This window comes from Campylobacter canis (assembly GCF_045504005.1).
GTDB lineage: Bacteria > Campylobacterota > Campylobacteria > Campylobacterales > Campylobacteraceae > Campylobacter_A > Campylobacter_A canis.
Genome location: NZ_JBJJXH010000001.1, coordinates 322,981 through 336,840, shown reverse-complemented (window position 1 = coordinate 336,840; position 13,860 = coordinate 322,981). Strand labels below are relative to the sequence as shown.

The following is a 13,860-nucleotide window of genomic DNA, read 5'->3' as shown; positions in this document are numbered from 1 at the left end:
ACATTCGAGCATCTTGTATCTGTTCTACGACTGTATTGATATGCCGTGGGGTTATGACCCAAAAGATAAAAACGGCAAAGAAGAAAACAGCAATAAAATTCTAGGACACTCAAACAATATCCAAGATGGCATGGAGTTAGAATGCGAACTTGTAACAAACGGGCTATACTGCGGAGACGAAAGAGTGTATGAAAGCCCTAAAAGATTTGAACTTGAGAAAAACATCCCTGATTGGAAGTTGCTTTTGCAAATTGACAGCAACGAAGAAACCGATATGATGTGGTGTGATTACGGCAAAATTTATCTGTGGATTACAAAGCAAAATTTAAAAGATAAGAAATTTGAAAACGGCTGGCTGATTTTACAGTGTGACTGATAAATTTGACTAATACTAAAGCTCGGCAAGTTTGCACGTACCGACCGAATTAAAATAAAATCCTAAATTTCAAGCCCGATATAGCTTAAATCATAAATTCAAACAGCCCGTCTTGCTATCCAAGCGAGACGGACCGATAAATTTATCTTTGTTTATCTTCTAAAACTTTTTCCTTCCATTTTGAGCTCTCTTTTTTATTATCCATTATATCTTTTGAAAATTCAGCCGCCGCTTCAAAATTCTTCCTTACTCCGTCGCTTGAATTTTGATATTTTACGGCATTTGAGCCCTTGATGCCGATACTCTCCGCCTCGCTAACCGCATCGATGTTTGCACCTAAAAATATAAATTCCCAGTCATATTTGCTCTGCTTTGCCGTTATCATCTGCTTTATTTGAGATTTTGAAAATTCCTTGCTTGAGTTCTCCTGTCCGTCGGTGATGATCACAAAAAGCACTCTATTGTCCCTTGCGTATATGTCGCTCACGCGCTCAATCTTATTTATCGCATTTCCTACCGCATCAAGCAAGGCCGTGTTGCCGCTTGCAAAATACTCTTTATTTGTTAGCTTTTCTATCTTTTTTATATCGACTCTATCGTGGATAATGTTAAAATTCGTATCAAATAAAATGGTCGTAACATGAGTTTTTAGTCCAAGTTCTCTTTGTTTATCTATCATCGAGTTAAAGCCGCCTATAGTATCGCTCTCAAGTCCACTCATAGAGCCTGATTTATCAAGGACAAGCACCATCTCAAGATGATTTGCGCAAGGAGCTTTGCAGTCTGTATCAAGAGGTTTTTCTTGAGCGAAACTTAAAATCGCGGACAAAAATATAGCTAACAAAAATGCAAATTTTTTCATCGTTTTTCCTTATGTGAATTTGTATGGATTATAGCAGATTAGTTAAAATCATCGGTAGCAAATTTAAATTCGGGTTAAGATAACCTTAACCCGAAAAAGTATTATCTGTTTAAATTTTTAATTCTTACGTAGCTGTTTAGTGCGCCCACATAAGCCTTTGCGCTTGCCATCATAGTGTCTATATCAAGTCCGTGTCCTATAACTGCATTTTGCTCGTCAAATTCGACCTTAACTACTACGCTTGCAAGTGCGTCTTTGCCTTGACTTACGGCATTTACCTTATAATCTTTTAAAAGTCCATTTATGCCGCTTATACGGTCAATCACTTTAAATATCGCATCCACGGTTCCGTTGCCAAGTGCGGCGTCACTTATTAGCTCATTGTCAAATTTGATCGTTACGGATGCGCTTGCAAGACCTTTGTTGCAGTTGCTTTGACCAAGCGTAACGATCTCGTAAATTTCAGGAATCTTAATAAATTCGCTGGTAACAAGAGCCCTGATATCATCATCAAACACCTCTTTTTTCTTATCGGCCAACTCTTTAAATTTATCAAACGCTTCGTTTAACGCATCGTTATTAAGCTCAAATCCTAAACTAGCAAGCTTATCTTTGAATGCATGACGACCCGAATGCTTGCCAAGTACAAGAGAATTTCGCTCAAGACCGATACTTTCGGCACTTATGATCTCGTAAGTCTCTTTGTGTTTTAGCACGCCGTCTTGATGTATGCCGCTTTCATGAGCAAAGGCATTTTTGCCCACTATCGCCTTGTTTGGTTGAGGCTCTATGCCTGTTATGCTTGCCACCATCCTTGAGCTTGGATAAATTTCTTTACAGATTATATCGGTATAAAGCGGTGCAAATATATCATGGCGCGTCTTTATAGCCATTACTATTTCTTCCAAGCTGGCATTTCCTGCACGCTCCCCAAGTCCGTTTAGGGTGCACTCTACCTGCCTTGCACCTGCCATGATAGCAGCTAACGAGTTTGCGGTAGCAAGCCCCAAGTCGTTATGGTTATGCACGGATACGACAGCTCTTCCTTTTACAAACTCAACCATCTGCTTTATCATCTCGCCTATTTCCGTAGGCAACCTATATCCAACGGTATCAGGCAAATTTATAGTTCCCGCGCCCGCTTCTATAACGGCATCACAAATTTCTTTCATAAATACTATATCCGTTCTGCCTGCATCCTCGCAACTAAACTCAACATCATCACAAAAAGTTTTAGCGTATTTTACGGCATCCACGGCACGTCTTATAACTTCATCGGGCTTCATTTTAAGCTTATACTCCATGTGTATCGGGCTTGTTGCTATGAAGGTGTGAATTCTTTTTTTATTTGCAGGAGCTACGGCCTCTCCGGCAGCCTTGATGTCGCGCTCAACAGCCCTTGCAAGAGAGCAAATTCTGATATTTGAAGCTTGTTTTGCTATCTGGGTTATAGCATCAAAATCTCCGGGACTTGCCGCCGCAAATCCGGCCTCCATGACATCTACTCCAAGACGCTCTAGCTGAAGTGCTATACGCAACTTCTCTTCTGTATTCATCGATGCTCCGGGGCTTTGCTCACCGTCTCTTAAAGTAGTATCAAATATTATTATTTTATTATTATCCATTTTGTATCCTTTTTTGGTATTTTTAGTTTTGTAAATTTTAATGAAGTTTTATGAATAGTAGCTGCTTAGCTCAGCAGCAGAGAGCTGTTTGAAAGTAGTTTTGATAAAGTTACGATAAATTTAACGGAATAGATATCGCTCATTCGCTCTCCTTTTTAAATTTTGGATTTTTTATGATAAACATATAAACAAACCGAACTATACCATAAAAAACATAAATACTCATTAACGCTGTCGGAGCTTCGATAGGATAGATATAAAGAAGCGAGCAGACTATGATAAGCAGAGTTAAAATTTTTAAAGAATTTGTCTTTTTTAGATCTAGTTTTTTAAAGCTAGGGTAGCGGATATTGCTTACCATAAGGATTGCCAATACGGCTTGTAAAATAAGTAAAAACCATTTTGAATTTGCGCTAAATTCATACTCCAAACTAAGTCCGACCCAAAATGCGCTAACTATAGCAGCTGTAGGTATAGGAAGTCCGATAAAAACAGAAGGCTCAGAGCTGCCTGTCATTACGTTAAATCTAGCAAGCCTGATAGCGCCAAACACTACAAAAAGTGCCGCTATAAGAGAGCCCAACCGACCGAAATTTTGACCCACCGAAAAATAAAAAAGCATAGCCGGAGCCACGCCAAAAGCAACTATATCGGCAAGACTGTCAAATTCTACTCCGAATTTTGAAGTAGTCTTGGTAAGTCTAGCCACGCGTCCGTCAAGTCCGTCAAGTATAAGAGAAAGAACGATATAAGATATCGCCTTAAAATACTGTCCGTTAACAGAAGCAATTATGCTGATAACACCCAAAAATGCACTAGCTGCCGTAAATAAATTCGGAAATATATACATAAGCTTAAGTTTATCGCCGCCCATCATCTCTTACCCTCATAGTTAAAAAATCCTATTAGGCTTGAAGCCTTCAAGCACTCTCCCACAACTACGCTTATGCGCGTATTCGCAGGCAGTATAAGTGCCACTTTTCCGTCGCTCATAAAGCCAAATTTTTCACCCGCTTTGATACTATCAAATTTTTCAGCGTATAAATTCCTGCTCATAGCGCCGCTAATAAGCCTTAAAGCTATTTTATTTTTACCTTTTACGGCTACAAAAAGAGCTCTTTCGTTTAAGAAATTTGCAGCTTTCATAAAGCTACACAAAAAAAGTCCGTGTCTTTGCTTAAATTCCACCAAATTCATATCGCAAGGAGCTTTTATGGCTCCTGCACCAAATATAGTCTTACAAATCACTATCTGTGTGCATTCGGTATCAAAATATGAAATTTTCTCTATGCTTATTATCTTGCCGTCTATAGGGCTTAAGATAGCAAATTCATCATTACTGCTTATAGCCCTATTTGGCTCTCTGAATAAAAATAAAATAATTAGCAAAATAACAAAAAACAGCCACTCAAATTCACCAAAAACAATCGCTACGAGAAATAAAATCCCAAAAATTAGCAGATATTTATAGCCCTCTTTAGCGATTATTTTCATACTTTGCATCATCTATTCTTTGGAATTTGCCTTATGATCTTCCTCTTTAGCCTCTTGTAAATTTACAAGACGAGTCGGCAAGCCTTTTTCCTTCTCATACTCTTCTATAATCGATCTAACCCTAGCGCCTTCGATAGTCTCTTCTTCGTAAAGCGCTTCAACCATCTTTTCTATCGCACCTTCATAAAGCCTAAGAGTATCAAGAACCTCTTTGTATCTGTTTTCAAGAGTGCTCTTAACGAATTCATCGACCTTTTCAGCCATCTTATCACTATAGTCTTTCATGCTCTGACCACCGGTTAAGAAAGTATTTCTTTGTTTTTCAAGCACCATAAGACCCGCAACTTCGCTCATGCCATACATCGAAACCATAGCTTTTAGTATATCGGTTGCTCTTTCTAGATCATTTCCCGCACCGGTTGAAATTTCTTTGATAAACACCTCTTCGGCCGCCCTGCCCGCTAAAAGCACATCAACACGAGCGATTAACTCATGACGCTGCATCATAAATTTATTCTCTTCAGGAGTATTTAGAGTGTACCCAAGAGCGGCAAGTCCTCGAGGTATGATAGAAACTTTTGTTACTTTATCGGCACCTTTAGTGGTTTCTGAAATCAGCGCATGACCGCTTTCATGATACGCAACTATACGCTTTTCTTTTGGATTTATACGTCTTGATTTCTTCTCAAGTCCGGCTATGGCTCTTTCTACGGCTTCAACCAGATCTTTTTGCTCTACGTAATTTTTCTCTTTTCTTCCCGCTAGAAGTGCGGCTTCATTTATGATATTTGCTAGATCCGCCCCCGCAAGACCTGCCGTCATACGAGCAATCTCTTCGATATCGGCTTTTGAATCAAGCTTAATATCCTTCATATGAACACGTAAAATATCAATTCTGCCCTTAAAATCAGGCTTATCTACAAGCACTTGCCTATCAAATCTTCCCGGTCTTAAAAGTGCAGCATCAAGCACTTCAGGGCGGTTTGTCGCAGCCAAAACTATAACAGGCGAAGCGTCCGAGCTAAAGCCGTCCATCTCGGCTAAAAGCTGGTTTAGAGTCTGTTCTCTCTCATCGTTTCCACCTATCATTCCGCTTGCCGCACGGCTTTTGCCTATAGCATCTATCTCGTCTATGAAAACTATTGCAGGCGCTTCTTTTTTAGCATTTTCAAAAAGATCCCTAACGCGACTTGCGCCAACACCCACAAACATCTCTATGAAGCTAGATCCTGATACCGAGAAAAACGGCACATCAGCCTCTCCTGCAACCGCTTTTGCTAAAAGAGTTTTACCGGTACCCGGAGGTCCAACCAAAAGCACGCCTTTTGGAATTTTAGCTCCTAAATTTATATATCTGTCAGGATGCTTTAAGAAATCAACAATCTCCTTAACCTCGTCTTTTGCTTCCTCAACGCCTGCGACATCGGTAAATTTAACCTTTGGTTTTTCGGAATTTACAAGCTTTTTCGAGCTTCCCATTCCAAGTATGCCTCCGCCCATATTTTTTTGCATTCTACTTGCAAGAAACATCCAAATTCCAAAGAATATAAATATCGGAAGCACCCAAGAAAACAGTAGTTCGCTAAACCAATTCGTCTCGCTATATGCGCCGTAAGGAATTTTATTTTCCTCAAGAAGAGGAACCAAGGTAGGATCACTTACTCTTTTTGCTATATAAACGGCTTTACCGTCACTCATGTTAGCCACAGCCTTAATAGAAGTTTCAGCAATTCCTACTTGAGATACTTGCTTATTTTTTATCATTTCTTTTAGATCAGAATACGATACGTTTTTCGTCGTTGCCGCGCCTCCAAGAGAGCTCGTACCCATATCCATACCACCCGTAAAACTTCTAAAAACCAAAATTATAACAATTGCAAAAATGGCAAAAATAAAAATCGGATTTTTATTGAAAAAATTATTTCCGCCATTGTTATTGTTTAAATTTCTATCGTCATTAAATCTTTTATTATTCATTATGTCCCTTAAAACTATTTTTGAAATACAAAGCTGCTCCACTCGTTTTTGCTCTTGCTCTCAACAAGCTTAAGCGACGAGAAAGCATCTAAAATTCGCTCTTTATACTTATCAAGCACACCCGCTAAAATAAGATAAGAGCCATTTTGAAGTAATTTTATCAAATCATTTTTTAATATTAAAATAACGTCGGCTATTATATTTGCAACTACCACGTCATACTTTTCATCCAAATTCGATATAGAACCGGTCCAAATTTTATTTAGCTTAACGCCGTTAAGAGCGGCATTTTGTCTTGAACTATCTACGGCTTGCTCATCCGTATCGCAAGCATCAACTACGCATCCAAGCTTTGCCATAACTATACTTAATATCCCACTTCCACATCCCACATCTATAGCTTTCATGTCGCTTTTGGCATATTTTTGTAAAAACCCCACGCACGCATTAGTGCTTTCGTGATGTCCAGAACCAAAGGCAAGAGCCGGATCGATTATGATGTTAGTAAAGCCGTCTTTTGGCTCTTCCCAGCTTGGATGTATATAAATTTTATCTATTAAAATAGGCTTAATGTTTCTTTTGTATTCGTTTATCCAGTCTTTATTCTCTTTTGTTTGTAAATTTATCTCAAGATCAACGTTGCGCCCTAACTCTTCAAGCTTTTTAGCAAATTCCTTTAAACCGAATTCTATCTCGTCAAGCTCGTTTTCATCGCGAATTATAAAGCCGTCTTTAATCTCTTCAATACAAGTTATGCCAAACGAAAAAACAAGATCGCGCAAAAGCTCACAAGAGCTTTTTGAAACTACGGTAAGTTCGTAAAATTTATCTTTTAAAGCGGAATTTTGCATTAGCCAAGAACGTCTTCAAGCTTCTCTTTTAATACCTGCGGTGTAAAAGGCTTAACGATATAGTTATTTACGCCCGCTTTTAGAGCTGTTATAACCTCGGCTTTACCGCCTTCTGTCGTAACCATAATTATAGGCATATCGACATATTTTTGCTCTGCACGCACTTTTTTTACAAGTTCAAGCCCGTTCATTTCAGGCATGTTCCAATCTGTTATAAGTATTGCTATATCGTCATTTTGACCAAGAATTTGCCAAGCTTCAACTCCGTGCTCAGCCTCTAAAATATCAGCGTGTCCGAGCCTTTGAAGGGTATTTTTTATAATTCTTCTCATTGTAGAACTATCATCTACTACCAAAATTTTCACAATAACATCCTTTTTTAAATTTGCCCCATTTTATCAAAATTTATATTTAAATAAACTTTAAAAAAGTTTTGCTTATAAATAGTCGCATATTGCCTAAAAAGTCTAAAATAAGTAAGGTTTCGCTATTTATTAAATAATAATTTGTTCTATGTTAATATTTTTCACATATTTTAAAATATACTATACTCTAAGCATAATAAAGAAATACGACACTAATAAAAGATAATTATATTTAATCTATACAATCATTTTATATTTTTCCATTATATCTTCTCTGATAAAATTATCAAATACTATTTGTATAGTTTCATAAGATTTTGAGCAATCAATCTTTAAAATTTCATTGGCTAGCAATTGGGCTCTTTCGGGAATTATACAAACTGAATTTTTAAACATTTTAATTACCCTTTCACTTTCCCCAATTCCTGCAAAAATTATTGGAAATCCTGTAGAGGCATATTCAAATATTTTTGATGGCTGAGCTGTTCTGAAAGAAGTTTTATCCTTTAGTTGAGCGTACAAAATGTGAGAGTTGGCATAAATTTTTTTAAGAGATTCCCAATCTAATTCTCCAAAATAATTAACATTGATTAATTTATTTTGATCAATATATTCCAATATACGTTTTAAATCGCTACCTTTTCCAACCAAATTAAAAACATATCTACTGTCATAATATTGTAATATATTTGCAGCTTCTACAAATGTCATCAGATTTTGAGGAAACCCTATTGTTCCAGCATATGTAATGTATATTTTAGATTCAATTTTTGGATATTGGATGTTTGACAATTGATAAAATTTTGTTTTTTCTATACCATTTTCTATAACTAATCCATTTTTATTAAAATAATCTAACTGGGATTTTGTGGTTGCTACAAGCACATCAAATTTAGCCGCAGACCATATGCAAATTTTTTCTAAAAACGCTTTTGCTTTCTGCAAATATTTTTTTTCAGAAAAGTCCAAATAAAGCCAAATAAGATCTCTGATATCCAATATTGTTTTCCTATTATAAAACAATATAAAAAGAGCAGAAATTGGTAGCAACATCAAATATGGTATAGAAACAATAGTCACATCGGATTTAATGAATATATTTTTAATATTAAGTTTTAAAGAATATAAAATTTCATAAAAACATCTCTCCAAAAACCTGTCATTTTTAAATTTTTTTTGTAAAATTGGGTGAAAGTTTACATGTGAATTAAATTGACTCTTAGTTAATTTTAAATCTAGTTCTTTGCCTCTCTCTACTAGGTAAATTACGTTTACCATATTCTCTTTTGAAAGCTCCTTCACTATACTATTGACTCTATTTGCCCCAGCTGATTTTTCAGGAAAGAAATATGATGTTACAATATTAACTGTCTTCAAAAACTATCTCCGTATTTAAATTTTTTTCAAATACAATACATGCCTTTTTTGCTTTTATGTACTTATTGAATTCCGGTTGGTAAAAGTATTCTTGAAGACATACCTCTTTTGAAGAAAAACTAATTTTACAAAAATTATCTACAACAATACAATTGGCCTTTAATTCAACTCTACACAATGGATGAAAATGCAAGAAAGCCGTTGCTTTACAATTTGTAGTTAAATTATCTTTGATTGAAATACTATTTGAATCGACTTTAAATTCTCTTTTATGTACAATTCCAAATTTTTTTGCATACCCGTCATGTTCGCCAGATAATAATTTCGCATTAGCAAAAACATTATATACATTAGCCCTATTTGCAACTCTAAAGCTCCCCCAAATTTCAGATTGCTCAGTATTATTTACTATTACAGTATTGTGAGACAATACACTTCTTAGATTCATCCTAGCTGTATTATTCTCATAAGTTGCTGTTCCTGTATCTACTATAATTGGTTTTTTTTGATAATATAATTCAAAATTAAATATATCACAATGTGAATGTCCTGGATTATAATCAGGACCAATATTGCCAAAATCTGCAATTAACTCATATTGAGTATTTTGATATTTATAATAACCACTATATTTTAATGGTATAAAATTACTTTGTTGTTTTTTCCATTTAAGCTTTAGATTAGAAGCATAGTCAAATAATTGATTCGAATTTGGTGCCACACAAAATGCACTATCATTAAAAAGAGGGATATTTCCATTTTTATATGTGATAGACTCAAGCCATTCTAACATCTTAATAGCTCTTGTTTCTAAAAAATGCAATAGTTCTTTATCAAATAAAATATTATTTTTAACTATATTTATACACTCTAAAATCCTAAACAAAATCAACTGATGATACATTGGACTTAGCTCAAAATGCCCCCCATCTTCTAATATTTGCTCTTTTAACTCTCTTAGTAAATATTTTTTTGACTGCAGATAAAAATTAACATCATTAAAATAATATGAACCAAACAGTAAAGAACATGCGTTTTCTAGAAGATGGTTACCTAAAAGATGAAACTCAAAATTGTCTTTTAATATATAATATTGTGCATATAAACTATCATCTATTTTTTTATTTTTAATATTATGCTTTATTAAAAACTTTATCCAATTAACACATCTTAAGGATATAGGGAAAGGATCCATACCCGACTTGATAGTACTTGCATCATTTATATATTTATTAATCAAATACAATCCATCATGTTTTGATAAATAATTTAGATATTCAAAATAATTTAAATTATAGCACCAAAGCTTACCAAATTCCGAGAAATTCCAATTAATGGCATTATCAAAACTTTTAGATCTATTTAAAAAATAAAATTCTCTATTGCGATAACTACCTTTAATGCAAATACTATCAATTAATTTTATAGTATGACTTTTTGAATCCTTTGAAATATCATATTTAAATCCTATGATTTTTCTGTATTCGCTACGAATTTTATAATAAAACCTCCAATAAATTTGAGATACTTTAAGAAATTTTAAAGTATTTAAAAATCTGAATAAAATCACAATCTGTATATTCCAAGCATCTTTTTTATTTTTAATAAAAAAAATACTAATTTTTTATTAGCTATCATGTTTATTACATTTAACAAACAAGGATTATAACCGATTTCTTTTAGTATACAATATAATTCTTCATGTTCTTGTTCGCTTAGATTTTGCGAAAATAATTTCAAAACCCTAAGATATCCATGCTCTTTTTTTAAAACAGACAAAAACAATCTGCGATTATTTATTTGAATTAATTTTGATAGCTGAATATATCCTCTAAAATCTAACATTACACGTCTATAAAACCCGTCTTTACTAAAATAATCATTTCCACTTCTAAAAAGAATTAAAGATTTGTTTAAAAATAAAAGTTTTGAGTTAAATCTAGTAATCATAGTCAATATATAATATACATGAGAATATCCGGTATTATTAAAAGCATTGTCAAAACTAACTTTGTCCCAAATTTCTTTTTTTATAATTATACTGCTTAAGTAACTAAAAAAGGCGCCTAAATATTTTGCTCTATTGCAATAATCAATAAAATGTTCTGATATCGTCAGATCAAATTCCTTACAAGCATTTTTTACATTTAGCCATTTTGTTTCTTCAATAATATTCATATTCAAATCACAAGCAGTTCTATTAAATAAAAATATATCGACTCCATTATTGCTAAATAGTATTTGAAATAGTTCTTTTATGGCATTTGGCTTTAATAAATCGTCACTACCCACTAACCAACAATATTTTCCGTTAGCCATATTTACTGCTTTTAGATAATTCAGATCAGGACCTAAATTTTTGTCATTAACAATATATGTTATTTTACAAGGAATAATTTGCTTCCATTTGGCAACTATATTATTAGTATTGTCGATGGAACAATTATCGCTTATTACAATTTCAATATTAAAATTATCTATATCTATCAAATTATCATTTATACTAGCTATCAATTCATCTAAAAACTTATCACGGTTATATGTAGGAATACATATAGAAACATCATATTGCATCACTTATCCATTGAATCATTTTTCCGAGCCCTTCTTCTTTAGAAACTTTTGGTTCCCATCCTATTCGTTCCTTTGCTTTTGTTATATCAGCCACAAAGACTCTTTGGTCAGATTCCCTTATTGGCAATTGCTTATATCTCATTTTTACATTTAGTTCTTTTTCCAGAAATAAAAAAAGTTCAATTAAAGAAGATGAATTGTTTAGTCCACCTCCTATGTTAAAAGCTTCCCCTTTTATTAGATCTATTTTTTTTGATGCATTAATATATAAATCTACGCAATCACTTACATATAGCAAATCCCTTACTTGTTTTCCATTACCAGAGATAGTAAAAGGTTCTGTTAAAATATTTGCTTTAATTTCTATTGCTTTTTGAATAAACCATCCCACCCATCCTTGATCGTAAGTGGCAAATTGCCTTCCTCCAAATATAGAGGAATGTCTGAATACAACTGTATTTAGTCCATATATTCTAGCAAAATCAAGCATATACTGATCTGCACTTCCTTTTGATGTGCCATAAGGCGAGTGGAAGTCTAAAGGTACTTTTTCATCAAATCCACTTGGCTTATCTATACACTTATATCTTGTGTCACTTTCTTCATAAGAATATTGCTCCAAGTCACCATAAACTTTATTTGTAGATGAGTATATAATGGCCGATTTTGGACTATAAAGTCTTACTGCATTTAAAATATTAAAACTTCCTATCGTATTTATCTCAAAATCCATTTTGGGATCGTCTATGGAAGTTGTCATCGCAACTTGACCAGCAAGATGGTAAATAATATCGGGCTTATAAATTTTTACTAATTTTTCTACATCATTTGTATTTCTTATGTCTCCATAGACAAATATAAATTTACCTAGAGTCTCAAGCCATTCTTTGTTTTGAGAGCTTCCAAATCTATATAGGTTATCAAACAATATTAATTCATGCCCATCTTGTATAATTTTACTAGCTATATTTGATCCTAAAAATCCACATCCACCTGTTATTAAATATTTCACCATATACCCTTTCTATTTACTTTTCTGTATAAAATGTCTAATTTTTTTAATTATATAATCAATTGCATCATCACAGATTCCAGGATACAATCCAACCCAGAAACCATCACTCATAATCTTATTTGTTACCTTAAGATCTCCGACAACTCTATAATCAGAATTTAAAATTAATGAATCAAACATTGGATGTTTAATCATGTTGCCCGCAAAAAGATTTCTTGTTTGAATTTTATTTTCTTCAAGATATTTAACAATTTCATTCCTTGCAAAACCAGCATTGTCTTTTAATATCATCATAAACCCAAACCAACTCGGTTCAGAGTTGGGCTGAGCTTTAACTAAATATAATTCTTGCATATCCTGAAGACCATTATAAAGTTTTTTCTGATTTTCTTTTCTTTTCTCTATAAACACTGATAACTTTTTGAGCTGAGCACAGCCAATTGCTGCTTGCATATCAGATGCTTTAAGATTGAATCCAAAATGAGAATATACATATTTATGATCATATCCTTTTGGAAGGTCTCCAAATTTTTTAGAAAATCTACATCCGCAAGTATTATCCATACCACTTTCGCACCAGCAATCTCTGCCCCAGTCTCTCATGCTAAGAATTATTTTTTTTAAAAGAGAATTATTGGTATACACGGCACCACCTTCTCCAGTAGTTATGTGGTGAGCTGGATAAAAAGAGCTTGTTCCTATATCTCCCCATGTACCAGTTAACCTCCCTTCATATTTTGAACCGAGGGCATCACAATTGTCTTCTATAAGCCATAAATTATGCTTATTGCAAAAATCCTTTACCGCTTTCAAATTGAAAGGGTTTCCTAGGGTATGTGCTATCATAACAGCTTTGGTTTTTCTACTTAATGCAAATTCAAGTTGGCTCACATCGATATTTATATAATCCAAATCCATATCCACGAATACAGGAATAGCTCCATACTGTATAATTGGGGCAACAGTTGTTGGAAATCCAGCAGCAACTGTAATAACCTCATCTCCACGCATTATCCGTCTATCTTTTAGCAATGGTGAAGTTAAAGCATAAAATGCAAGAAGGTTTGCGCTACTGCCACTATTGACTAAAAAAGACCATTTAACACCTAAATATTTTGCCAATTCCTTTTCAAATCTTCTCGAATAATCTCCATAAGTTAACCAAAAATCGAGCGAGCTATCAACTAAATACTCCATTTCAAGCTCATCAAAAACTCTGCCTCCATAAATTACTCGGCTTTCACCACTTACGAATTTTTTCTCTCTAAGAGGCTTATGAACCAACTTATAGTACTCTTTTGTTTTCTGTAAAATTTCCTGCTTTAAGCGCCATGCTTCTGTCAA

13 protein-coding genes are annotated in these 13,860 nt (G+C 34.0%); 1 reads left to right on the top strand and 12 read right to left on the bottom strand.

The window, feature by feature from the left end; genetic code table 11:
• The first annotated feature begins 13 nt into the window (after nt 1–13).
• The gene (locus tag ACHJH3_RS01695) at nt 14–376 is read left to right on the top strand and encodes a DUF1963 domain-containing protein (protein ID WP_407063308.1); all 363 of its coding nucleotides are present in this window, start codon (nt 14–16) and stop codon (nt 374–376) included.
• Nucleotides 377–518: 142 nt separating this feature from the next.
• Here ACHJH3_RS01695 and ACHJH3_RS01690 read toward each other — a convergent pair whose 3' ends face one another.
• From ACHJH3_RS01690 to rfbH, 12 genes are all read right to left on the bottom strand, one after another.
• A complete protein-coding gene (locus ACHJH3_RS01690) occupies nt 519–1,238 on the bottom strand; it encodes a vWA domain-containing protein (RefSeq protein ID WP_407063307.1) in 720 nt (239 codons plus the stop codon).
• A 101-nt stretch (nt 1,239–1,339) separates the two neighbouring features.
• Nucleotides 1,340–2,863 (bottom strand): 2-isopropylmalate synthase, encoded by a 1,524-nt coding sequence (locus tag ACHJH3_RS01685; protein WP_407063306.1) that lies wholly within the window; start codon nt 2,861–2,863, stop codon nt 1,340–1,342.
• 139 nt (nt 2,864–3,002) lie between these two features.
• On the bottom strand, nt 3,003–3,737 hold the full coding sequence (pssA, locus tag ACHJH3_RS01680) for a CDP-diacylglycerol--serine O-phosphatidyltransferase (RefSeq protein ID WP_253908137.1): 735 nt from the start codon (nt 3,735–3,737) through the stop codon (nt 3,003–3,005).
• The gene (locus ACHJH3_RS01675; protein ID WP_407063305.1) at nt 3,737–4,366 is read right to left on the bottom strand and encodes a phosphatidylserine decarboxylase; all 630 of its coding nucleotides are present in this window, start codon (nt 4,364–4,366) and stop codon (nt 3,737–3,739) included. Before ACHJH3_RS01675 ends, pssA begins: the two co-directional genes overlap by 1 nt.
• A 3-nt stretch (nt 4,367–4,369) precedes the next feature.
• The gene (ftsH, locus tag ACHJH3_RS01670; RefSeq protein ID WP_407063304.1) at nt 4,370–6,334 is read right to left on the bottom strand and encodes an ATP-dependent zinc metalloprotease FtsH; all 1,965 of its coding nucleotides are present in this window, start codon (nt 6,332–6,334) and stop codon (nt 4,370–4,372) included.
• 14 nt (nt 6,335–6,348) lie between these two features.
• Entirely contained in the window at nt 6,349–7,185 is an 837-nt protein-coding gene (locus ACHJH3_RS01665; RefSeq protein ID WP_407063303.1) for a 50S ribosomal protein L11 methyltransferase, read from the bottom strand.
• Nucleotides 7,185–7,550, bottom strand: coding sequence for a chemotaxis response regulator CheY (locus ACHJH3_RS01660; protein ID WP_169940107.1), 366 nt, complete (start codon nt 7,548–7,550; stop codon nt 7,185–7,187). Before ACHJH3_RS01660 ends, ACHJH3_RS01665 begins: the two co-directional genes overlap by 1 nt.
• A gap of 237 nt (nt 7,551–7,787) precedes the next feature.
• The gene (locus ACHJH3_RS01655) at nt 7,788–8,927 is read right to left on the bottom strand and encodes a glycosyltransferase family 4 protein (RefSeq protein ID WP_407063302.1); all 1,140 of its coding nucleotides are present in this window, start codon (nt 8,925–8,927) and stop codon (nt 7,788–7,790) included.
• Nucleotides 8,914–10,497 (bottom strand): heparinase II/III domain-containing protein, encoded by a 1,584-nt coding sequence (locus ACHJH3_RS01650; protein WP_407063301.1) that lies wholly within the window; start codon nt 10,495–10,497, stop codon nt 8,914–8,916. Before ACHJH3_RS01650 ends, ACHJH3_RS01655 begins: the two co-directional genes overlap by 14 nt.
• A complete protein-coding gene (locus ACHJH3_RS01645) occupies nt 10,494–11,501 on the bottom strand; it encodes a glycosyltransferase family 2 protein (RefSeq protein ID WP_407063300.1) in 1,008 nt (335 codons plus the stop codon). The genes ACHJH3_RS01650 and ACHJH3_RS01645 overlap by 4 nt, the downstream gene beginning before the upstream one ends.
• Nucleotides 11,491–12,513, bottom strand: coding sequence for a GDP-mannose 4,6-dehydratase (locus ACHJH3_RS01640; protein WP_407063299.1), 1,023 nt, complete (start codon nt 12,511–12,513; stop codon nt 11,491–11,493). Before ACHJH3_RS01640 ends, ACHJH3_RS01645 begins: the two co-directional genes overlap by 11 nt.
• A gap of 12 nt (nt 12,514–12,525) precedes the next feature.
• Nucleotides 12,526–13,860 carry a lipopolysaccharide biosynthesis protein RfbH gene (rfbH, locus tag ACHJH3_RS01635; protein WP_407063298.1) on the bottom strand — a complete coding sequence of 445 codons (1,335 nt, stop codon included), beginning with the start codon at nt 13,858–13,860 and terminating at the stop codon, nt 12,526–12,528.